Genomic DNA, 21,470 nt, shown 5'->3' on the forward strand with positions numbered 1-21,470 from the left:
CCCCGCCACCGGCGCCCACCGCTACTCGGGGGGCTCCGTGTCCCACTCGGGCTCCGCGTCCCAGTCCCAGTCCGCCGCCCCGCCGTCCGCACCCGCCGGCGCCGAGGCCGCCGCTCCTGCCGGGGCCGCCGGCCCGGCCGGCCCTTCGGAAGCCGCCCCGGCCACGGGACCCGCCGGGGCCACCCGCGCCGCCCCGGCCTCCGCGTCCCCCGCCGCCGCTCCGCCCAGCGACGCCAGGACCCCCAGCACACCCTCGCCGTACGTGGCCAGCTTCTTCTCGCCGAGGCCCGCGACTCCTCCCAGCTCGGCCACCGAACCCGGCCGCACCGTCGCGATCTCCCGCAGCGTCGCGTCGTGGAAGATCACGTACGCCGGTACGCCCAGCTCCCGCGCCTGCTCCGCCCGCCACGCGCGCAGCGCCTCGAAGACCGGCAGCGCCTCCGCCGGCAGGTCCGCGTTGGCGGCGGCCGCCTTCGCCTTGCGCTCGCCCTTCGCGGCCCGGGCGGCCGGCACCGGCTTCGCCTCCTTGCGCAAGCGCACCTCCCGCTCCCGGCCGAGTACGGACGCGCTGGCGTCGGTCATGACCAGCGTGCCGTACTCCCCCTCGACCGCCAGCAGGCCCTGCGCCAGCAACTGTCGCACCACTCCCCGCCATTCGACCTCGGTCAGCTCCTCGCCGATGCCGAAGACCGACAGCTGGTCGTGGTCGAACTGGATCACCTTGGCGGTCCTGCGGCCAAGCAGGATGTCGATGATCTGGCCCGCCCCGAACTTCTGCCTCCGCTCCCGCTGCAACCGCACCACCGTCGAGAGCACCTTCTGCGCCGGCACCGTGCCGTCCCACGTCTCGGGCGGGGTCAGGCAGGTGTCGCAGTTGCCGCAGGACGGCGCGGCGGGGTCCTGCCCGAAGTAGGCCAGGAGCTGCGCCCGCCGGCACTGCGCGGTCTCGCAGAGCGCCAGCATCGCGTCCAGGTGCGACGCCGCGCGCCGCCGGAACGCCTCGTCGCCCTCCCCGCCCTGGATCATCTTGCGCTGCTGCACCACGTCCTGGAGGCCGTACGCCATCCACGCCGTCGACGGCAGCCCGTCACGGCCGGCGCGGCCCGTCTCCTGGTAGTAGCCCTCGACCGACTTCGGCAGGTCGAGGTGCGCGACGAACCGCACGTCCGGCTTGTCGATCCCCATGCCGAACGCGATGGTCGCGACGACGACCAGGCCCTCCTCGCGCAGGAACCGGGACTGGTGCGCCGCGCGCGTCCCCGCGTCGAGCCCCGCGTGGTACGGCACCGCGTCGATGCCGTTGCGGCACAGGAACTCCGCCGTCTTGTCGACCGAGTTGCGCGAAAGGCAGTAGACGATGCCCGCGTCCCCCGCGTGCTCCTCACGCAGGAACGACAGCAACTGCTTCTTCGGGTCCGACTTGCCGACGATGCGGTACTGGATGTTGGGGCGGTCGAAGCTGGCCACGAAGTGCCGTGCCTCGGGCATCCCCAGCCGCTGCGTGATCTCCCGGTGCGTGGCGTGGGTCGCCGTCGCCGTGAGCGCGATCCTCGGCACCTCGGGCCACCGCTCGCCCAGCACCGACAGGCTCAGGTAGTCCGGCCGGAAGTCGTGGCCCCACTGGGCCACGCAGTGCGCCTCGTCGATGGCGAAGACGGAGATCTTGGCCCGGGACAACAGGTCCAGCGTCGCGTCCAGCCGCAGTCGCTCGGGCGCCAGGTAGAGCAGGTCCAGCTCCCCGGCCAGGAACTCCGCCTCCATCGCGCGCCGCTCGCCGAAGTCCTGCGTGGAGTTGATGAACCCGGCCCGCACGCCGAGCGCCCGCAGCGCGTCGACCTGGTCCTGCATCAGCGCGATGAGGGGCGAGATCACGATGCCCGTACCGGGCCTGACCAGCGCCGGAATCTGGTAGCAGAGCGACTTTCCGCCGCCGGTCGGCATCAGCACGACGGCGTCCCCGCCGGCCACGACGTGCTCGATGACCGCGGCCTGCTCGCCGCGGAACGCGTCGTACCCGAAGACCCGGTGCAGCGTCTGAAGGGCGTCGCTCCGCGTCACCTCACCGGCCTCGACCATGCCACCTGTCCCGTCCATCGCTCTGTCCCCCGTACGTACCGTGCCCGGCTCCCCACGATAGGGGCACCCACTGACACCACCGCCCAAAAGCTGCCGCCCGGCACCCCTTCGAGGAGGGGCGCCGGGCGGCGATCATGCCCGTACGGGCCGTGGCGGGCCTCAGCGGACGAAGACTCCCGCCTGGCCGGCCAGGTCGAGGAAGTACTGGGGCGCGACACCGAGCACCAGCGTCACCGCGACGCCCACCCCGATCGCCGTCGTCGTCAGCGCCGAGGGCACGGCGACCGTCGGGCCGTCCGCCTTCGGCTCGCTGAAGAACATCAGGACGATCACCCGGATGTAGAAGAACGCGGCGATCGCGGAGGAGATCACACCGACCACGACCAGCGCCCCGGCGCCGCCCTCGGCCGCCGCCTTGAACACCGCGAACTTGCCGGCGAAGCCGGACGTCAGCGGAATCCCGGCGAAGGCCAGCAGGAACACCGCGAAGACCGCGGCCACCAGCGGCGAGCGCCGCCCCAGCCCCGCCCACTTCGACAGGTGCGTCGCCTCGCCGCCCGCGTCCCGCACCAGCGTGACCACCGCGAACGCGCCGATCGTCACGAAGGAGTACGCCAGCAGGTAGAAGAGGACGGAGGAGATGCCCTCGGGCCTGGTGGCGATCACACCGGCCAGGATGAACCCGGCGTGCGCGATCGACGAGTACGCCAGGAGCCGCTTGATGTCGGTCTGGGTGATCGCGACGATCGCGCCGCCCAGCATGGTGACGATCGCGACGGCCCACATCACCGGCCGCCAGTCCCAGCGCAGGCCCGGCAGCACGACGTAGAGCAGCCGCAGCATGGCGCCGAAGGCGGCGACCTTGGTCGCGGCGGCCATGAACCCGGTGACCGGTGTGGGAGCGCCCTGGTAGACGTCCGGGGTCCACATGTGGAAGGGGACCGCGCCGACCTTGAAGAGCAGCCCCGTCAGGATCATCGCCCCGCCGATCAGCAGCAGGGCGTCGTTGCCCATGGTGTCGGCGAGCGCCGGGTCGATCTGCTTGACCGTCCCGTCGACGACGCTCGCGATCCGGGCGTACGACACCGAGCCCGCGTACCCGTACATCAGCGCGATGCCGAAGAGCAGGAACGCCGACGAGAAGGCTCCCAGCAGGAAGTACTTCACCGCCGCCTCCTGCGACATCAGCCGCTTGCGGCGGGCGACGGCGCACAGCAGGTACAGCGGGAGGGAGAAGACCTCCAGCGCCACGAACAGCGTCAGCAGGTCGTTGGCCGCCGGGAACACGAGCATTCCGGCGACCGCGAACATCATGAGCGGGAACACCTCGGTGGTGGTGAACCCGGCCTTGACCGCCGCCTTCTCACTGTCGCTGCCCGGCACGGACGCGGCCTGCGCGGCGAACGAGTCGACGCGGCTGCCGTGCGCGTCCGGGTCGAGCCTGCGTTCGGCGAAGGTGAAGACGGCGACCAGCGACGCCAGCAGGATCGTGCCCTGGAGGAAGAGCGCCGGGCCGTCGACCGCGATGGCGCCCTCCGCCGCGATCTGGGCCTTCGTGGTGCCGTACCCGCCGGCCGCGAGCGCGACGACGGCCGCGAAGGCGGCGGCGACGGCCACGACCGACAGGAAGAGCTGTGCGTAGTACCGCGCCCTGCGCGGCACGAACGCCTCGACGAGTACGCCAAGAACGGCCGCGCCCACGACGATGAGCGTCGGCGACAGCTGCGCGTACTCGATGTGCGGGGCCGTGAAACCGCCCTCGGCGCCGGGCGCCGCGACCGTCGTCCACAGGCTGTGGACATCTGATGCGCTCACTTGGCCGCCTCCGCCTCAATCTCGGGGGTGGGGTCCGTCTTCCGGACGTCGTTCATGGTGTGCTGCACGGCCGGGTTCACGATGTCCGTCAACGGCTTGGGGAAGACGCCGAGGAGCAGCAGCAGCGCGATCAGCGGGGCGACGACCACCAGCTCACGGGCCTTGAGGTCGGGCATGGCCCGCACCTCGGCCCTGACCGGTCCGGTCATCGTCCGCTGGTACAGGACCAGCGTGTAGAGCGCGGCGAGGACGATGCCGAGGGTGGCGACGATCCCGGCCGCCGGGTACGCCGCGAACGCGCCGACCAGGACCAGGAACTCGCTGACGAACGGCGCCAGCCCCGGCAGCGACAGCGTCGCCAGGCTGCCGACCAGGAACGTCCCGGCCAGCACCGGGGCGACCTTCTGCACACCGCCGTAGTCCGCGATGAGCCGCGACCCGCGCCGGGTGATGAGGAAGCCGGCCACCAGCATGAGCGCGGCGGTCGAGATGCCGTGGTTGACCATGTAGAGCGTCGCGCCCGACTGGCCCTGGCTCGTCATCGCGAAGATGCCGAGGACGATGAAGCCGAAGTGCGAGATCGACGCGTACGCGATCAGGCGCTTGATGTCGCGCTGGCCGACCGCGAGCAGCGCGCCGTAGATGATGCTGACCAGCGCCAGCACGATGATCACGGGCGTGGCCCACTTGCTGGCCTCCGGGAAGAGCTGGAGGCAGAAGCGCAGCATCGCGAAGGTGCCGACCTTGTCGACGACCGCCGTGATCAGCACGGCGACCGGGGCGGTCGCCTCGCCCATGGCGTTGGGCAGCCAGGTGTGCAGCGGCCACAGCGGCGCCTTCACGGCGAAGGCGAAGAAGAAGCCCAGGAACAGCAGCCGCTCCGTGTTGGTCGCCATCTCCAGGTCGCCGCTCGCGCGCGCCTCGACGATCTCCTGGAGCGAGAAGCTGCCGGCGACGACGTAGAGGCCGACGACGGCGGCAAGCATGATCAGCCCGCCGGCCAGGTTGTAGAGGAGGAACTTGACGGCGGCGTACGAACGCTGGGTGGCCGCCGCCCCGTCGGTGCCCGCGTGCGCCCGGTCCCCGAAGCCGCCGATGAGGAAGTACATCGGGATGAGCATGGCTTCGAAGAAGATGTAGAAGAGGAAGACGTCGGTGGCCTCGAAGGAGAGGACCACCATCGCCTCGACCATCAGGATCAGCGCGAAGAAGCCCTGGGTGGGACGCCAGCGCGAGCTCTTGGTCTCCAGGGGGTCGGCGTCGTGCCAGCCCGCCAGGATGATGAAGGGAATGAGCAGCGCCGTTAGCGCGATCAGCGCGACGGCGATGCCGTCCACGCCCAGCTCGTACCTGACTCCGAAGTCGGGGATCCAGGCGTGCGATTCGGTGAGCTGGTAGCGGTCGCCGCCCGGCTCGAAGCGGACGACCACGAGGGCCGCCAGGACGAGCGTCGCCAGCGAGACGAGCAGCGCCAGCCACTTGGCGGCCGTGCGGCGTCCGGCGGGCACGGCGGCGGTCAGGACCGCGCCGACCGCCGGGAGTGCCGCCGTGACCGTCAGAAGGGGAAAGGACATCGTGATCAGACCGCCCTCATCAGCAGGGTCACGGCGATGAGGATCGCCGTACCGCCGAACATCGAGACCGCGTACGAGCGGGCGTAGCCGTTCTGGAGCTTGCGCAGCCGGCCGGAGAGCCCGCCGACCGAGGCCGCCGTTCCGTTGACCACTCCGTCGACCAGGGTGTGGTCGACGTACACCAGCGAGCGGGTGAGGTGCTCGCCGCCGCGGACCAGTACGACGTGGTTGAAGTCGTCCTGGAGCAGGTCGCGCCGGGCGGCGCGGGTCAGCAGGGAGCCGCGCGGGGCGACGACCGGCACGGGACCCCGGCCGTACTGGAGGTACGCGACGGCGACGCCGGCCAGCAGGACGGCGACCGTCAGGCCGGTGATGACCGGAACGCTGATCGGCGGGTGCGGGTGCTCGAACTTCGTCACCGGCTCCAGCCAGTTCACGAACCGGTCGCCGATGCTGAAGAACCCGCCCGCGAAGACCGACCCGAAGGCGAGCACGATCATGGGGATCGTCATCGACTTCGGAGACTCGTGCGGGTGCGGCATCTCACCGGGCGTCACGCCGGCGCCGGGCTCGACGTCGGCCGCCTTGTCCGGGTCGGGGGCGGGCTGCCACCGCTTCTCGCCGAAGAACGTCAGGATCATCACGCGCGTCATGTAGTACGCCGTGATGCCCGCGCCCAGGAGCGTGACCGTGCCGAGGATCCAGCCCTGCGCGCCGCCCGAGGCGAAGGCCGCCTCGATGATCTTGTCCTTGGAGAAGAAGCCGGACAGGCCCGGGAAGCCGATGATCGCGAGATAGCCGAGGCCGAACGTCACGAAGGTCACCGGCATGTACGTCCGCAGGCCGCCGTACTTCCTCATGTCGACCTCGTCGTTCATGCCGTGCATGACCGATCCGGCGCCGAGGAAGAGACCGGCCTTGAAGAAGCCGTGGGTCACCAGGTGCATGATCGCGAAGGCGTAGCCGACGGGGCCGAGCCCCGCCGCGAGGATCATGTAGCCGATCTGCGACATCGTGGAGCCGGCCAGCGCCTTCTTGATGTCGTCCTTCGCGCAACCGACGATCGCACCGAAGAGGAGCGTGACCGCGCCGACCGTCACGACGGCGGTCTGCGCGTCGGGGGCGGCGTCGAAGATCGCACCGGACCGGGTGATGAGGTAGACGCCGGCCGTCACCATGGTGGCAGCGTGGATGAGGGCCGAGACCGGGGTCGGGCCCTCCATCGCGTCGCCGAGCCAGGACTGGAGCGGCACCTGGGCCGACTTGCCGCAGGCGGCCAGCAGCAGCATCAGACCGATGGCCGTCGCCGTGCCCTCGGTCGCGTCCCCGGCCGCCCCGAGGACCGGCCCGAAGGCGAAGGTCCCGAAGGTCGTGAACATCAGCATGATGGCGATGGACAGCCCGATGTCACCGACGCGGTTGACGATGAACGCCTTCTTGGCCGCCGTCGCCGCGCTCGGCTTGTGCTGCCAGAAGCCGATGAGCAGGTACGACGCCAGGCCGACGCCCTCCCACCCGAAGTACAGCAGCAGGTAGTTGTCGGCGAGGACCAGCAGGAGCATCGCCGCGAGGAAGAGGTTCAGGTAGCCGAAGAAGCGGCGACGCCGTTCGTCGTGCTCCATGTAGCCGATCGAATAGAGATGGATCAGCGTGCCGACCCCGGTGATCAGCAGCACGAACGTCATCGACAACTGGTCGAGCTGGAACGCGATGTCCCCCTGGAAGCCCTCCACGGGGACCCAGCTGTAGAGGTGCTGGCGCATGGTCCGCGCATCCGCGTCGTACCCGAGCATCGCGCCGAACAGCACCAGGCCGAGTACGAACGAGGCCGCCGCGAGCAGCGTGCCGATCCAGTGGCCGGCACGGTCGAGCCGCCGCCCGCCGCACAGCAGGACCGCCGCTCCGAGCAAAGGCGCCGCTACGAGCAGCGCAATCAAGTTCTCCACGATTCTTGCGACCCCTTACAGCTTCATCAGGCTGGCGTCGTCGACCGAGGCCGAGTGGCGGGACCGGAACAGCGACACGATGATCGCGAGACCCACCACCACCTCGGCGGCGGCGACCACCATCGTGAAGAACGCGATGATCTGGCCGTCGAGATTGCCGTGCATGCGGGAGAAGGCGACGAACGCGAGGTTGCAGGCGTTGAGCATCAGCTCGACGCACATGAAGACGACGATCGCGTTCCGCCGGATCAGGACACCCGCCGCACCGATGGTGAACAACAGCGCGGCGAGGTAGAGGTAGTTGACCGGATTCACTGGGAGACCTCCGATTCGTCCTGGTCACGACCGGCCCCACGGCTCGCCTCGCGGTCGGCCCCGGGACTCGCCCCGGGGTCCGCCCCGCGGCCGAGCCGCTCCTCGGCGCGCTGCTCCAGCGCCTTGAGGTCCGCCATCGCCTCCCGCGACACGTCGCGGACCTGACCGCGCCCGCGCAGGGTCCTGTTGACCGTGAGCTCGGAGGGCGTGCCGTCCGGCAGCAGGCCGGCGATGTCCACCGCGTTGTGCCGGGCGTACACGCCGGGTGCGGGCAGGGGCGGCAGGTGCTTGCCGCGTACGCGTTCCTGGGACAGCTCCCGCTGCGTCTTCGCCCGCTCGGTGCGCTCCCGGTGCGTGAGCACCATCGCGCCGACGGTCGCCGTGATGAGCAGGGCGCCGGTGAGCTCGAAGGCGAAGACGTACTTGGTGAAGATGAGCTCGGCGAGGCCCTCGACGTTGCCCCCGGCGGCGGCGTTGGCCCGGCCGAGTCCGTTGAAGGTGCTCAGCGATGCCTGCCCGATGCCGGCGATCAGCAGGATGCCGAAGCCGAGACCGCAGCCGGCGGCGAGCCAGCGCTGGCCCTTGAGCGTCTCCTTCAGGGAGTCGGCGGCCGTGACGCCGACCAGCATGACGACGAAGAGGAACAGCATCATGATCGCGCCGGTGTAGACGACGATCTGGACGACGCCGAGGAAGTACGCGCCGTTGGCGAGGTAGAAGACGGCCAGGACGATCATGGTCCCGGCCAGGCACAGCGCGCTGTGCACCGCCTTCTTCATCAGGACGGTGCACAGGGCGCCGACGACGGCGACCGTGCCGAGCACCCAGAACTGCACGGCCTCGCCCGTCGAAGTGGCGGAGGCGGCGAAAGCGTTCATCCCCCGACCACCTTCTCCGTCGTGGGCTCGCCCTCGCCGAAGGTCGACGCGGCCTCCTGGGGCCGCTCGCCGTTGCTCAGCGCCACCTGCCGCTGCGTGCCCGGCGCGGCCTCGGTGACCAGGCCCCGGTAGTAGTCCTGCTCGTCCATGCCGGGGAAGACCGAGTGCGGCGCCTCGACCATGCCCTCCTCCAGGCCGGCGAGCAGTTGCTCCTTGGTGTAGATGAGCGACTCACGGCTGCTGTCGGCCAGTTCGAACTCGTTGGTCATCGTCAGCGCGCGGGTGGGGCACGCCTCGATGCACAGACCGCACAGGATGCAGCGGGCGTAGTTGATCTGGTAGACGCGGCCGTAGCGCTCGCCCGGGGAGTAACGCTCCTCCTCGGTGTTCTCCGCGCCCTCCACGTAGATCGCGTCGGCCGGACAGGCCCAGGCGCACAGCTCGCACCCGACGCACTTCTCCAGCCCGTCCGGGTGGCGGTTGAGCTGGTGCCGGCCGTGGAAGCGCGGCGCCGTCGTCTTCTGCTGCTCCGGGTACTGCTCGGTCAGCCGCTTCTTGAACATGGCCTTGAAGGTCACGCCGAAGCCGGCCACCGGATTCTGCCAGGGCGTCCGGGGGGCTTCCCCCGGATTCGAGGTGTCAGGCATCGTCGGCCTCCTTACCGTCACTCATAGTGTCCGGCCCACCACTGACAATGAGCTCGCGCTCGTGGCGCGGCCGCCTGCGGGGCACCGGTGGCAACTCCTGCCCGGGCAGCGGAGGCACCGGGAATCCGCCCGCCATCGGGTCGAACGCGGGGGGTTCCGCCCCGTCCTTCGCGGCCTGCTGCCGCTCCTTCTTGTCGCGGAAGACGTCCGCGACGAAGGACAGGAGCAGGACCGCGACGATCGCCCCGGCGACGTACAGCACGATGTTCTGGAATTCCATGTTCTCGTTGCGCATCGCGCGCACCGTGGCGACCAGCATCAGCCAGACCACCGAGACCGGGATCAGGACCTTCCAGCCCAGCTTCATCAGCTGGTCGTAGCGCACGCGGGGAAGCGTGCCGCGCAGCCAGATGAAGAAGAAGAGGAGCAGCTGGACCTTGACGACGAACCAGAGCATCGGCCACCAGCCGTGGTTCGCGCCCTCCCAGAACGTGCTGACCGGGTACGGGGCCCGCCAGCCGCCCAGGAAGAGGGTGACCGAGACCGCCGAGACGGTGACCATGTTGACGTACTCCGCCAGCATGAACAGCGCGAACTTGATCGACGAGTACTCGGTGTTGAAGCCGCCGACCAGGTCGCCCTCGGACTCCGGCATGTCGAACGGGGCGCGGTTCGTCTCGCCCACCATCGTGACGACGTAGATGATGAAGGACACCGGCAGCAGGACGATGAACCAGCGGTCGTGCTGCGCCTCCACGATCGCCGAGGTCGACATCGACCCGGAGTAGAGGAACACCGAGGCGAAGGCCGCGCCCATGGCGATCTCGTACGAGATCATCTGCGCGCAGGAGCGCAGACCGCCGAGCAGCGGGTACGTCGAGCCGGACGACCAGCCCGCGAGGACGATGCCGTAGATGCCGACGGAGGCGACCGCGAGGATGTAGAGCATCGCGATCGGCAGGTCCGTCAGCTGCATCGTGGTGCGCTGTCCGAAGATCGAGACCTCGTTGCCGGCCGGGCCGAACGGGATGACCGCGATCGCCATGAAGGCCGGGATCGCCGCGACGATCGGAGCGAGGACGTAGACCACCTTGTCCGCCCGCTTGACGTTCACGTCCTCCTTGAGCATCAGCTTGACGCCGTCCGCCAGGGACTGGAGGAGACCCCACGGACCGTGCCGGTTGGGGCCGATGCGCAGCTGCATCCAGGCGACGACCTTGCGCTCCCACACGATGGAGAACAGCACGGTGATCATCAGGAAGGCGAAGCAGAAGACGGCCTTGACCACGACGAGCCACCACGGGTCGCGCCCGAACATGGACAGGTCCTCGGCCGCGAGAAGCATCGTGTTCACGCGAGCACCTCCGGTACGTCGGTGGCGGAGGCGGCCGCCGGGCCGATGCGGACGACCTGTCCGGGGACCGCGCCGGTGTCGGTGGCGACGCCGCCGCCCGCCGAGTTCAGCGGCAGCCACACCACGCGGTCGGGCATCGCCGTGACCTGGAGCGGAAGTTCGACGGTTCCGGCGGGTCCGGTGACGGCGAGCAGGTCGCCGTCCTTGACGCCGGTGCCGGCCGCGGTGGTGGCGGAGAGCCGGGCGACGGCCGCGTGGCGGGTGCCCGCGAGCGCCTCGTCGCCGTCCTGGAGCCGGCCCTGGTCGAGCAGCAGCCGGTGCCCCGCGAGGACGGCCTCCCCGTCGGTGGGGCGGGGCAGCGCCTTGGCCGTCTCGGCGGGGTCGGTGGCGTGCGCCCCGCCCCAGGCGCCGAGCCGGTCCATCTCGCGGCGTACGGCCCGTACGTCCGGCAGCGCGAAGTGGACGTCGAGCGCGTCCGCGAGCATGTGCAGCACGCGCGCGTCGCCGGGGGCGAGCGTGCGCGTCATCTGGTCGGGCTTCAGCGCGGCCTCGAACATCCGGGCCCTGCCCTCCCAGTTGAGGAAGGTGCCGGACTTCTCCGCGACGGCGGCGACCGGAAGGACGACGTCCGCCCGGTCCGTCACCTCGCTCGGCCGCAGCTCCAGCGAGACGATGAATCCGGCCTGGTCGAGCGCTTCCCGCGCCCGCACCGGGTCGGGCAGGTCCGCGACCTCGACGCCCGCCACGAGCAGCGCGGCGATCTCACCGGTGGCCGCGGCCTCGATGATCTGACCGGTGTCGCGCCCGTAGCGGCTCGGCAGTTCGGCCACCCGCCAGACCGCCGCCACCTCGTCCCGCGCGCGCGGGTCGGTGGCCGGACGGCCGCCGGGCAGCAGGGCGGGCAGCGCGCCCGCCTCGACGGCGCCGCGCTCACCGGCCCGGCGCGGGATCCACACCAGAGCGGCGCCGGTCGCCGCGGCGGCCCGTACGGCCGCGGTGTACGCGCCCGGAACGGCGGCCAGCCGCTCGCCGACGACGATCACCGCGCCCTCGGCGCGCAGCGCCTCGGCGGCCGCGAGCCCTTCGGCGTCGAGCCCGGTGCTGCCCGCGAGCGCGTCCAGCCACTCCGGTTCGGTGCCCGGCGCGGCGGGCAGCAGCGTGCCGCCCGCCTTTGTCAGGCCCCGGGTGGCGTGCGTGGCGACGGCGAAGGTGCGCTGCCCGCTCTTGCGGTGGGCCTTGCGCAGCCGCAGGAAGACGCCGGGGGCCTCCTCCTCGGACTCGATGCCGACGAGCAGGACGGCGGGCGCCTTCTCCAGCGCCGTGTACGTCGTGCCCGTGCCGTCGAGGTCGATGCCGCGCCCGGCGACCCGGGAGGCCAGGAAGTCGGCCTCCTCGCCGCTGTGCACGCGCGCGCGGAAGTCGATGTCGTTGGTGTCGAGGGCGACGCGGGCGAACTTGGCGTACGCGTACGCGTCCTCGACGGTGAGCCGGCCGCCGGTCAGGACACCGGCCCGGCCGCGCGCCGCCGACAGTCCCCGGGCCGCCGCTTCGAGCGCCTCGGGCCAGCTGGCCTGCTCCAGTACGCCCGCCCCGTTGCGTACGAGCGGAGTGGTGAGCCGGTCGGGACGCTGCGCGTAGCGGAAGCCGAAGCGTCCCTTGTCGCAGATCCACTCCTCGTTGACCTCGGGGTCGTCGGCGGCCATGCGCCGCATGACCTTGCCGCGCCGGTGGTCGGTACGGGTCGCGCAGCCGCCGGCGCAGTGCTCGCAGACGGACGGCGACGACACGAGGTCGAAGGGCCGCGACCGGAAGCGGTACGCCGCCGAGGTCAGTGCGCCGACCGGGCAGATCTGGATCGTGTTGCCGGAGAAGTACGACTGGAAGGGGTCGCCCTCGCCGGTGCCGACCTGCTGGAGCGCGCCGCGCTCGATCAGCTCGATCATCGGGTCGCCGGCGACCTGGTTGGAGAAGCGGGTGCAGCGCGCGCACAGCACGCACCGCTCGCGGTCCAGCAGCACCTGTGTGGAGATCGGGACGGGCTTCTCGTACGTCCGCTTCTTCCCGTCGAAGCGGGACTCCGCGTCGCCGTGGGAGAGCGCCTGGTTCTGCAGCGGGCACTCGCCGCCCTTGTCGCAGACCGGGCAGTCCAGCGGGTGGTTGATCAGCAGCAGTTCCATCACGCCGCGCTGGGCCTTCTCGGCGACCGGCGAGGTGAGCTGGGACTTGACGACCATGCCGTCGGTGCAGGTGATGGTGCACGACGCCATGGGCTTGCGCTGGCCCTCCACTTCGACGATGCACTGGCGGCAGGCGCCGGCGGGGTCGAGGAGCGGGTGGTCGCAGAAGCGCGGGATCTCGATGCCGAGCAGCTCGGCGGCCCGGATGACCAGCGTCCCCTTGGGGACGGAGATCTCGATGCCGTCGATCGTGAGCGAGACCAGATCTTCGGGCGGGACCGCCGCCTCGCCGCCTCCGGAGGGAGCACTTGTCGTGACGGTCATGCGTTCACCTCCGTGGGGTGGGCGGGCTTGTCGGCCCAGACGGTCGACTTGGCCGGGTCGAAGGGGCAGCCCTTGCCGGTGATGTGCTGTTCGTACTCCGCCCGGAAGTACTTGAGCGAGGAGAAGATCGGGGACGCGGCGCCGTCGCCGAGCGCGCAGAACGACTTGCCGTTGATGTTGTCGGCGATGTCGTTGAGCTTGTCGAGGTCGCTGATGCGGCCCTTGCCGGCCTCGATGTCGCGCAGGAGCTGGACGAGCCAGTACGTCCCTTCGCGGCACGGCGTGCACTTGCCGCACGACTCGTGCGCGTAGAACTCGGTCCAGCGGGTTACGGCCCGCACCACGCACGTCGTCTCGTCGAAGCACTGGAGCGCCTTGGTGCCGAGCATCGAGCCCGCCGCGCCGACGCCCTCGTAGTCCAGCGGGACGTCGAGGTGCTCGTCGGTGAACATCGGGGTCGACGAGCCGCCGGGGGTCCAGAACTTCAGCCGGTGTCCGGCGCGGATGCCGCCGCTCATGTCGAGCAGCTGGCGCAGCGTGATGCCGAGCGGGGCCTCGTACTGGCCGGGGTTGGTGACATGGCCGCTCAGCGAGTACAGCGTGAAGCCCGGGGACTTCTCGCTGCCCATCGAGCGGAACCAGTCCTTGCCCTTGTTGAGGATCGCGGGAACGGACGCGATGGACTCGACGTTGTTCACCACGGTGGGACACGCGTAAAGACCCGCGACGGCGGGGAAGGGGGGACGGAGCCGGGGCTGGCCGCGCCGGCCTTCGAGCGAGTCGAGCAGCGCGGTCTCCTCACCGCAGATGTACGCGCCGGCGCCCGCGTGCACGGTGAGTTCGAGGTCGAGGCCGCTGCCGAGGATGTTCTCGCCGAGGAAGCCCGCCGCGTACGCCTCCCGCACGGCCTCGTGCAGCCGGCGCAGTACGGGGACGACTTCGCCGCGCAGGTAGATGAAGGCGTGGTTCGACCGGATCGCGTAGCAGGCGATCACGATGCCCTCGATGAGGGAGTGCGGGTTCGCGAAGAGGAGCGGGATGTCCTTGCAGGTGCCGGGCTCCGACTCGTCCGCGTTGACGACCAGGTAGTGCGGCTTGCCGTCGCCCTGCGGGATGAACTGCCACTTCATGCCGGTGGGGAAGCCCGCGCCGCCGCGGCCGCGCAGACCGGAGTCCTTGACGTACGCGATGAGGTCGTCCGGCGACATGGCGAGCGCCTTGCGCAGGCCCTCGTACCCCTCGTGCCGCCGGTAGGTGTCCAGGGTCCAGGACTCCGGCTCGTCCCAGAACGCCGACAGGACGGGTGAGAGCAGCTTTTCCGGGCTGGTCTCGTTGATCTCGGCTGCCAAGGTCATCACTCCCCCTCCTCGGTTTCCAGTCCGGCCGGGTGAGCGGGGTCGGACGCCGAGGTCTGCTGCGGAGCGTCGTGCGAGCTGAGGTGCTCGGACGGCGAAGGATCGTGCGGCGTCCCGTCCTGCCGGGCCTCCGCGCGCGGGTGGACCACACGGTGCTGCGGCGCCTCGCCCTTGGCGAGCTTGAGCCCGATGAGCGAGGCGGGTCCGGCGCCGCCGGTCGCCTCGACGGCGCCGGGGCGCTCGTCGGGGAAGCCGGCCAGGATGCGGGCGGTCTCCTTGTACGTGCACAGGGGCGCGCCGCGGGTGGGCCGCACGGGCCGTCCGGCCCGCAGGTCGTCGACGAGGCGCTTGGCGGACTCGGGCGTCTGGTCGTCGAAGAACTCCCAGTTGACCATCACCACGGGAGCGAAGTCGCAGGCCGCGTTGCACTCGATGTGTTCGAGGGTGACCTTGCCGTCCTCGGTCGTCTCGTTGTTGCCGACGCCGAGGTGCCGCTTCAGCTCGTCGAAGATCGCGTCGCCGCCCATCACCGCGCACAGCGTGTTGGTGCAGACGCCCACCTGGTAGTCGCCGCTCGGCTTGCGCCGGTACATCGAGTAGAAGGTCGAGACGGCGGTGACCTCGGCGGTGGTCAGGCCGAGCGTCTCGGCGCAGAACCGCACGCCGGTGCGGGTGACGTGCCCCTCCTCCGACTGCACGAGGTGCAGCAGCGGCAGCAGCGCGGAGCGGCTGTCGGGGTAGCGGGCGACCACCTGGGCGGCGTCCGCGTCGAGCCGGGCGCGTACGTCGGCCGGGTAGTCGGGAGCGGGGAGCTGCGGCATCCCCAGACTCACCTCTTGATTCGCTGGTGTGGCGGTCACCGGTCGACGCCTCCCATCACGGGGTCGATGGACGCGACGGCGACGATGACGTCGGCGACCTGGCCGCCCTCGCACATCGCCGCCATGGCCTGGAGGTTGGTGAAGGACGGGTCGCGGAAGTGGACCCGGTAGGGGCGGGTGCCGCCGTCGGAGACGACGTGCACGCCCAGTTCGCCCCTGGGCGACTCGACGGTGACGTACGCCTGTCCGGCGGGGACCCGGAAGCCCTCGGTCACCAGCTTGAAGTGGTGGATGAGGGCCTCCATGGAGGTGCCCATGATCTTCTTGATGTGGTCGAGCGAGTTGCCGAGGCCGTCGGGTCCGAGCGCGAGCTGGGCGGGCCAGGCGATCTTCTTGTCGGCGACCATCACTGGGCCCGGCCGCCTCAGCCGGTCCAGGCACTGCTCGACGATGCGCAGCGACTGCCGCATCTCTTCGAGCCTGATGAGGAAGCGGCCGTAGGAGTCGCAGGTGTCGGCGGTCGCGACGTCGAAGTCGTACGTGTCGTAACCGCAGTAGGGATCGCTCTTGCGCACGTCGTGCGGCAGGCCCGCCGAGCGCAGGACCGGTCCGGTCGCGCCGAGCGCCATGCAGCCGGTGAGGTCGAGGTAGCCGACGTCCTGCATGCGGGCCTTGAAGATGGGGTTGCCGGTGGCGAGCTTGTCGTACTCCGGCAGGTTCTTCTTCATGGTCTTCACGAGCTCGCGGAGCTGGTCCATCGCGCCGGGGGGCAGGTCCTGGGCGAGGCCGCCGGGGCGGATGAACGCGTGGTTCATGCGCAGGCCGGTGATGAGCTCGAAGGCGTCGAGAATCAGTTCACGATCGCGGAATCCGTAGATCATGATCGTGGTGGCGCCGAGTTCCATGCCGCCGGTGGCGATGCACACCAGGTGCGAGGAGAGCCGGTTGAGCTCCATGAGCATGACGCGGATGATGCTGGCCCGGTCCGGGATCTGCTCCTCGATGCCGAGCAGCTTCTCGACGCCCAGGCAGTACGCCGTCTCGTTGAAGAACGGCGTCAGGTAGTCCATGCGCGTGACGAAGGTGGTGCCCTGCGTCCAGTTCCGGAACTCGGTGTTCTTCTCGATGCCGGTGTGCAGGTAGCCGATGCCGCAGCGGGCCTCGGTGACCGTCTCGCCGTCGATTTCGAGGATGAGCCGGAGCACGCCGTGCGTCGAGGGGTGCTGGGGACCCATGTTGACGACGATGCGCTCGTCGTCGGCCTTGGTCGCCGCCTGGACGACCTCGTCCCAGTCGCCGCCGGTGACGGTGTAAACGGGACCTTCGGTGGTCTCGCGCGCTGATGCGGGTGGGGTGGTCACGAGTACGACCTCCGCTGGTCCGGAGCGGGAATCTGAGCGCCCTTGTACTCGACGGGGATGCCGCCGAGGGGGTAGTCCTTGCGCTGCGGGAAGCCCTGCCAGTCGTCCGGCATCATGATCCGGGTGAGGGCGGGGTGCCCGTCGAAGACGAGGCCGAAGAAGTCGTACGTCTCGCGCTCGTGCCAGTCGTTGGTCGGGTAGACCGCGACCAGCGACGGGACGTGCGGGTCGCTGTCCGGTGCGCTCACCTCCAGCCGGATCAGCCGGCCGTGGGTGAGCGAGCGCAGGTGGTAGACCGCGTGCAGCTCGCGGCCCGCGTCCTCGGGGTAGTGCACGCCGCTGACGCCCGTGCACAGCTCGAAGCGCAGGGCCGGGTCGTCGCGCAGGGTCCGCGCGACCCGCACCAGGTGCTCGCGCGCGATGTGGAACGTCAGCTCGCCGCGGTCGACGACGGTCTTCTCGATCGCGTTCTCCGGGAGGAGGTCCTGCTCCTCCAGGGCGCCTTCGAGCTCGTCGGCGACCTCGTCGAACCAGCCGCCGTAGGGGCGGGCGGCCGGTCCGGGCAGCCGTACGGAGCGGACGAGGCCGCCGTAGCCGGAGGTGTCGCCGCCGTTGCGGGCGCCGAACATGCCGCGCTGGACGCGGATCTCCTCCCCGTGATCACCGCGCTGGCCGGGGAGGTTCTGGGCGCCGATCTCCTTGTCGGGGTTCGGCTCGTTGGTGTCGCTCACCGGAGCAGCCCCTTCATCTCGATGGTGGGGAGCGCCTTGAGGGCCGCCTCCTCCGCCTCGCGGGCCGCCTCTTCCTGGTTCACGCCGAGCTTGGAGTTCTGAATCTTGTGGTGGAGCTTCAGAATCGCGTCGATCAGCATTTCGGGACGGGGCGGGCAACCCGGCAGATAGATGTCTACAGGGACAATATGATCAACACCCTGCACAATTGCGTAGTTATTGAACATTCCGCCTGAAGAGGCGCACACGCCCATGGAGATGACCCACTTGGGGTTCGGCATCTGGTCGTAGACCTGCCTCAGCACCGGCGCCATCTTCTGGCTGACCCGGCCCGCCACGATCATGAGATCGGCCTGCCGCGGGGAGCCGCGGAAGACCTCCATGCCGAAGCGGGCGAGGTCGTAGCGGCCGGCGCCCGTGGTCATCATCTCGATGGCGCAGCAGGCGAGGCCGAAGGTCGCGGGGAAGACGGAGGACTTCCGCACCCAGCCCGCGGCCTGTTCGACGGTGGTCAGCAGAAAGCCGCTGGGCAGCTTCTCTTCGAGTCCCATTGGTGACCCCTCAGCCCCTCAGTCCCATTCCAGGCCGCCGCGCCGCCACACGTACGCGTAGGCAACGAAGACGGTGAGCACGAAGAGCAGCATCTCGACGAGCCCGAAGATCCCCAGGGCGTCGAAGGAGACGGCCCAGGGATAGAGGAAGACGATCTCGATGTCGAAGACGATGAAGAGCATCGCCGTCAGGTAGTACTTGATGGGGAAGCGGCCGCCACCGGCGGGTGTGGGTGTCGGCTCGATGCCGCACTCGTACGCTTCAAGCTTTGCCCGGTTGTAGCGCTTTGGGCCGATAAGCGTGGCCATGACCACGGAGAAGATCGCAAACCCTGCCCCGAGGGCGCCGAGCACGAGGATGGGCGCGTAGGCATTCACGCTCCTCGCTCCTTCCAGTCGTCCTTGACCGTTGGACCGCACCCGGACCTGCGCTTCACACGGCCTCCACGGCCTTCGCCACGCGAAGATCACGTATATGTGAGGCAGTTCACAAGCCCGGCTGCTTCGCATCTTATGCCTGCCGGTCTGTGATCTGCGACACGGGTCACGACAACGTCTTTGTGATCTCCACCACCCGACGAACGATCATTAAGACGGGTGAGCGGTGATCTTCATACGCGAAGTGCACGAGTGGCTACCAGACGTGACAAGTCATGGTGTTACCGCTGGTCGCGCAGGGTGTGCGCTATCAAGCGATGGCCCGTACAGGCAAATTCGCACTGGACCGCCCGGCGGTGATAAGGGAAAGCCGCCTCATCACTCCGGGGGAGCCGCGCGGACGGATGTGGACGCGTGAGCGCGTTCACGAGCGCTCGGGGGTCGCGAAGGGTTGCCGATCTGTGACCTGCACCACTCGCACACCGGTCCCACACAAGCGGGCTTGGCCAACAGTGTGAACGGATGGTAGGCGGCGGGCAATTGGGGCGTAATGCCGAAAGCCCATGATCACAGGCATGATCGCGAGTGTCCGTATTGCCCGTTACGGCGTCAATAAAGCCCGGCGGGGGCCGGATTCGGGCCATCGCGGCGCAACTGTGGCGCAGCACACGTTTCTTGAAGGGAACCGCGAAGGCCTGATAGCGGTTGTCCCATGTCCCTCACCGCTCACATACCCAGCCACCGGAAACCCCGTCGCAGCGCCTCCAAGGTCGCGCTGCGCGCCGGAGTTGCCGGTGGCGTCCTCAGCACCATCGGTGTGGCCGGTGCTGCCGGGCCGGCGCATGCCGAGCCGGTGACCGCCACCATCGAAATGCCCACCATCACCGCGGACCTGGCGAACACCGTCGCGGTCTCCGCCGAGGCCACCCAGCAGGTCGCGCACGCCTACGACCTCCAGGCCCAGCAGGACGCCGCCGCCGCCAAGGCCGCGAAGACCGCCAAGAAGGAAAAGGCGGAGGCCGAGCGCAAGGCCGAGGCCGAGCGCAAGGCCGAAGCGGCCGCCAAGAAGAAGGCCGCTGAGGAAGCGGCCGAGAAGGCCGCCGCCGAAGAGCGCGCCTCCCGTTCCACGGAGCGCACGACGCTCAGCGCGTCCGCCTCCACCTCCACCTCCGCCGGCGCCTCGGTCTCCACCGGCACCGGCAACGCCGCGACCGTCGTCGCCTTCCTCAAGGCGCAGCTCGGCGACGCGTACGTCATGGGCGCCTCCGGCCCCAACGCCTGGGACTGCTCCAGCCTCGTCCAGGCCGCGTACCGCACGGTGGGCGTCGACCTGCCGCGCGTCTCGCAGGACCAGTCGGTGGCCGGTACCCAGGTCGGCACGTCCAACCTCCAGGTCGGCGACATCCTTTACTGGGGCAGCGCCGGATCGGCGTACCACGTCGGCGTCTACATCGGCGACGGCCAGTACCTCGACGCTGCCAACCCGAGCAAGGGCGTCGTCATCCAGGACCTCTCGGGCTACCCCGCGACCGGTGCGGTCCGGGTGCTCTGAGGCTTTTCCCGCTCGTACGACGGAGGGCCGTCGTTCCCACTCCCGGGAACGACGGCCCTCCGTCATGCGTTCGCCCGACGACCGCTCCCCTCGCCGCGTACTCGCCGCACGCCTGACACATGTCATGTGTTTTCGTGCACGAGATCGTCCTGCGGGCTGAGAGCTCGACTCCGTGGCGTGCCGAGGATGGTGACACCGCGTACGACCGGTGCGCGCCCCGACCACGGGAGTGACCATGAGCCCCGCCCGCCCGCATGCCCGCCGTCCGGAGCACCGCAGAGTCCGGCTGGCCGCCGCCGCCTCGGCGGCCGTGCTGTCGCTCGCGGCCGGCCTCGTGCCGACGCAGGCCGCCGCCGCATCAGTCGCGGCCGAACCCATATCCGTCATGTCCGGTTCGACCGCCGCGCCCCCGGGCGTCGCCGGCCACCGGCTCGACCGGGCGGCGCTCCGCGACTCCCTCGCGGCGATTCACCGGGCCGGCATGTACGGGGCGTTCTCCTCGGTCCGCGACGGTTCCGAGCAGTGGCGCGGGGCCACCGGGCTGGCCGACGTGGACACCGGCCGCCGGATGCGGCCCGACTTCGAGCACCGGGTCGGCAGCATCACCAAGACCTTCACCGCGGTGGCCGTCCTCCAGCAGGTCCGCGCGGGACGCGTAGAGCTGGACGCGCCCGTCGGCCGCTACCTGCCCGAGCTGGTCCCGGGCGAGCGCGGCCGGCAGGTGACCGTGCGCATGCTGCTCAACCACACCAGCGGAATGGCCGACCACATACTCCCGGCCTTCCCCGGCCTGGTCGAGAACCCCGGCAAGGTCCTGGAGGCCAACCGCTTCCGCCACCTGGACCCCGAGGACCTCGCCCGCCTCGGACTCGCCGCGCCACCGACCGCCGAGCGCGGCACGTACGCCTACTCGAACACCAACTACGTCCTCGCCGGGCTGCTGCTGGAGAAGGTCACCGGCCAGGACGCGGACACGTACATCACCCGCAACGTCATCCGTAAGGCCGGACTGCGGCACACCTACTTCCCCCGCACCGCCCACGTCACCGGGCCGCACGCCAGGATGTACGAGTCGATGTTCGGCCTCATCGAGCCCGCCCGCGACTTCAGCGTCTACGACATGTCCTGGGCCGGTACGGCGGGCGCGCTGGTGTCGACGACGCGGGACCTCAACGACTTCTACCGCGCGCTGCTGGCAGGCAAGCTGCTCGCCCCGGCCGAACTGCGCGCCATGAAGACCACCGTCCCGGCGTACGAGACCGAGCCGGGCGAGGAGGCCGCTATGCGGTACGGACTCGGCATCTACACCCTGCGCATGCCCGACGGCCGCTGGTACTGGGGCCACGACGGCGGTGTCTTCGGCGCCGGGACCTGGGCGCTGTCCACCGAGGACGGCCGCAGGCAGGTCGCCGTCGGCTACAACCTGATGAAGTACCAGCGGTTCGAGGACGACGGCCGGCCGAAGCCGGACCCGATAGGCGACGCGCTGTTCCAGTACGTCGGCGGAGCACTCGGCGGCGTCCCCGCCAAGCCTTCGGCCGCCCTGCGCCGGGCGGCGGCCGGTCCGCTGTCCCCGCTCGGCTCCCCGGCCCCGCACGGACCGCTGCGCTGAGGA

The 21,470-nt window shown here is 70.2% G+C and carries 17 protein-coding genes; 2 read left to right on the plus strand and 15 right to left on the minus strand.

Annotation, left to right across the window (positions count from 1 at the left end):
* Positions 1 to 21 precede the first annotated feature (21 nt).
* The 15 genes from recQ to ACWGH0_RS08860 form a co-directional block, all read right to left on the minus strand.
* Positions 22 to 2,094, minus strand: coding sequence for a DNA helicase RecQ (recQ, locus tag ACWGH0_RS08790; protein WP_453403445.1), 2,073 nt, complete (start codon positions 2,092 to 2,094; stop codon positions 22 to 24).
* Positions 2,095 to 2,235: 141 nt separating this feature from the next.
* Entirely contained in the window at positions 2,236 to 3,891 is a 1,656-nt protein-coding gene (gene nuoN, locus ACWGH0_RS08795) for an NADH-quinone oxidoreductase subunit NuoN (protein WP_453403446.1), read from the minus strand.
* A complete protein-coding gene (locus tag ACWGH0_RS08800) occupies positions 3,888 to 5,465 on the minus strand; it encodes an NADH-quinone oxidoreductase subunit M (RefSeq protein WP_453403447.1) in 1,578 nt (525 codons plus the stop codon). The genes nuoN and ACWGH0_RS08800 overlap by 4 nt, the downstream gene beginning before the upstream one ends.
* Before the next feature lie 5 nt (positions 5,466 to 5,470).
* Positions 5,471 to 7,411 carry an NADH-quinone oxidoreductase subunit L gene (gene nuoL / locus ACWGH0_RS08805; protein ID WP_453403448.1) on the minus strand — a complete coding sequence of 647 codons (1,941 nt, stop codon included), beginning with the start codon at positions 7,409 to 7,411 and terminating at the stop codon, positions 5,471 to 5,473.
* A gap of 15 nt (positions 7,412 to 7,426) precedes the next feature.
* Positions 7,427 to 7,726 carry an NADH-quinone oxidoreductase subunit NuoK gene (gene nuoK, locus ACWGH0_RS08810; protein ID WP_069927518.1) on the minus strand — a complete coding sequence of 100 codons (300 nt, stop codon included), beginning with the start codon at positions 7,724 to 7,726 and terminating at the stop codon, positions 7,427 to 7,429.
* Positions 7,723 to 8,604 (minus strand): NADH-quinone oxidoreductase subunit J, encoded by an 882-nt coding sequence (locus ACWGH0_RS08815; protein ID WP_453403449.1) that lies wholly within the window; start codon positions 8,602 to 8,604, stop codon positions 7,723 to 7,725. The genes nuoK and ACWGH0_RS08815 overlap by 4 nt, the downstream gene beginning before the upstream one ends.
* Entirely contained in the window at positions 8,601 to 9,251 is a 651-nt protein-coding gene (gene nuoI / locus ACWGH0_RS08820; protein ID WP_453403450.1) for an NADH-quinone oxidoreductase subunit NuoI, read from the minus strand. Before nuoI ends, ACWGH0_RS08815 begins: the two co-directional genes overlap by 4 nt.
* The gene (nuoH, locus tag ACWGH0_RS08825; RefSeq protein WP_453403514.1) at positions 9,244 to 10,596 is read right to left on the minus strand and encodes an NADH-quinone oxidoreductase subunit NuoH; all 1,353 of its coding nucleotides are present in this window, start codon (positions 10,594 to 10,596) and stop codon (positions 9,244 to 9,246) included. The genes nuoI and nuoH overlap by 8 nt, the downstream gene beginning before the upstream one ends.
* Positions 10,597 to 10,601: 5 nt before the next feature.
* Positions 10,602 to 13,106, minus strand: a complete 2,505-nt coding sequence (locus tag ACWGH0_RS08830; RefSeq protein WP_453403451.1) for an NADH-quinone oxidoreductase subunit G — start codon at positions 13,104 to 13,106, stop codon at positions 10,602 to 10,604.
* Positions 13,103 to 14,464 carry an NADH-quinone oxidoreductase subunit NuoF gene (gene nuoF / locus ACWGH0_RS08835; RefSeq protein ID WP_453403452.1) on the minus strand — a complete coding sequence of 454 codons (1,362 nt, stop codon included), beginning with the start codon at positions 14,462 to 14,464 and terminating at the stop codon, positions 13,103 to 13,105. The genes ACWGH0_RS08830 and nuoF overlap by 4 nt, the downstream gene beginning before the upstream one ends.
* Positions 14,461 to 15,282, minus strand: coding sequence for an NADH-quinone oxidoreductase subunit NuoE (gene nuoE / locus ACWGH0_RS08840; RefSeq protein WP_453403453.1), 822 nt, complete (start codon positions 15,280 to 15,282; stop codon positions 14,461 to 14,463). The genes nuoF and nuoE overlap by 4 nt, the downstream gene beginning before the upstream one ends.
* 35 nt (positions 15,283 to 15,317) lie before the next feature.
* Entirely contained in the window at positions 15,318 to 16,643 is a 1,326-nt protein-coding gene (locus ACWGH0_RS08845) for an NADH-quinone oxidoreductase subunit D (RefSeq protein WP_453403454.1), read from the minus strand.
* Positions 16,640 to 17,374 carry an NADH-quinone oxidoreductase subunit C gene (locus ACWGH0_RS08850; RefSeq protein ID WP_453403455.1) on the minus strand — a complete coding sequence of 245 codons (735 nt, stop codon included), beginning with the start codon at positions 17,372 to 17,374 and terminating at the stop codon, positions 16,640 to 16,642. Before ACWGH0_RS08850 ends, ACWGH0_RS08845 begins: the two co-directional genes overlap by 4 nt.
* On the minus strand, positions 17,371 to 17,925 hold the full coding sequence (locus ACWGH0_RS08855; RefSeq protein WP_069927526.1) for a NuoB/complex I 20 kDa subunit family protein: 555 nt from the start codon (positions 17,923 to 17,925) through the stop codon (positions 17,371 to 17,373). Before ACWGH0_RS08855 ends, ACWGH0_RS08850 begins: the two co-directional genes overlap by 4 nt.
* An 18-nt stretch (positions 17,926 to 17,943) precedes the next feature.
* The gene (locus tag ACWGH0_RS08860; RefSeq protein WP_003967084.1) at positions 17,944 to 18,303 is read right to left on the minus strand and encodes an NADH-quinone oxidoreductase subunit A; all 360 of its coding nucleotides are present in this window, start codon (positions 18,301 to 18,303) and stop codon (positions 17,944 to 17,946) included.
* A gap of 712 nt (positions 18,304 to 19,015) precedes the next feature.
* Here ACWGH0_RS08860 and ACWGH0_RS08865 point away from each other — a divergent pair.
* Positions 19,016 to 19,855 (plus strand): C40 family peptidase, encoded by an 840-nt coding sequence (locus ACWGH0_RS08865; protein WP_453403456.1) that lies wholly within the window; start codon positions 19,016 to 19,018, stop codon positions 19,853 to 19,855.
* Positions 19,856 to 20,090: 235 nt separating this feature from the next.
* Complete coding sequence (locus tag ACWGH0_RS08870; protein WP_453403457.1) at positions 20,091 to 21,467, plus strand: serine hydrolase domain-containing protein; 1,377 nt, start codon at positions 20,091 to 20,093, stop codon at positions 21,465 to 21,467.
* The last annotated feature ends 3 nt before the right edge of the window (positions 21,468 to 21,470 follow it).

The sequence above is a fragment of the Streptomyces sp. NPDC054887 genome, assembly GCF_053610585.1.

Excerpts from the sequence above, each read along its gene's own strand:
- recQ (WP_453403445.1), bottom strand. The coding sequence starts at position 2,094 with ATGGACGGGACAGGTGGCATGGTCGAGGCCGGTGAGGTGACGCGGAGC.
- ACWGH0_RS08865 (WP_453403456.1), top strand. The coding sequence starts at position 19,016 with ATGTCCCTCACCGCTCACATACCCAGCCACCGGAAACCCCGTCGCAGC.
- ACWGH0_RS08830 (WP_453403451.1), bottom strand. The coding sequence starts at position 13,106 with ATGACCGTCACGACAAGTGCTCCCTCCGGAGGCGGCGAGGCGGCGGTC.
- ACWGH0_RS08870 (WP_453403457.1), top strand. The coding sequence starts at position 20,091 with ATGAGCCCCGCCCGCCCGCATGCCCGCCGTCCGGAGCACCGCAGAGTC.
- ACWGH0_RS08800 (WP_453403447.1), bottom strand. The coding sequence starts at position 5,465 with ATGTCCTTTCCCCTTCTGACGGTCACGGCGGCACTCCCGGCGGTCGGC.
- nuoH (WP_453403514.1), bottom strand. The coding sequence starts at position 10,596 with ATGCTTCTCGCGGCCGAGGACCTGTCCATGTTCGGGCGCGACCCGTGG.
- ACWGH0_RS08855 (WP_069927526.1), bottom strand. The coding sequence starts at position 17,925 with ATGGGACTCGAAGAGAAGCTGCCCAGCGGCTTTCTGCTGACCACCGTC.
- nuoI (WP_453403450.1), bottom strand. The coding sequence starts at position 9,251 with ATGCCTGACACCTCGAATCCGGGGGAAGCCCCCCGGACGCCCTGGCAG.
- nuoE (WP_453403453.1), bottom strand. The coding sequence starts at position 15,282 with ATGCCGCAGCTCCCCGCTCCCGACTACCCGGCCGACGTACGCGCCCGG.
- ACWGH0_RS08815 (WP_453403449.1), bottom strand. The coding sequence starts at position 8,604 with ATGAACGCTTTCGCCGCCTCCGCCACTTCGACGGGCGAGGCCGTGCAG.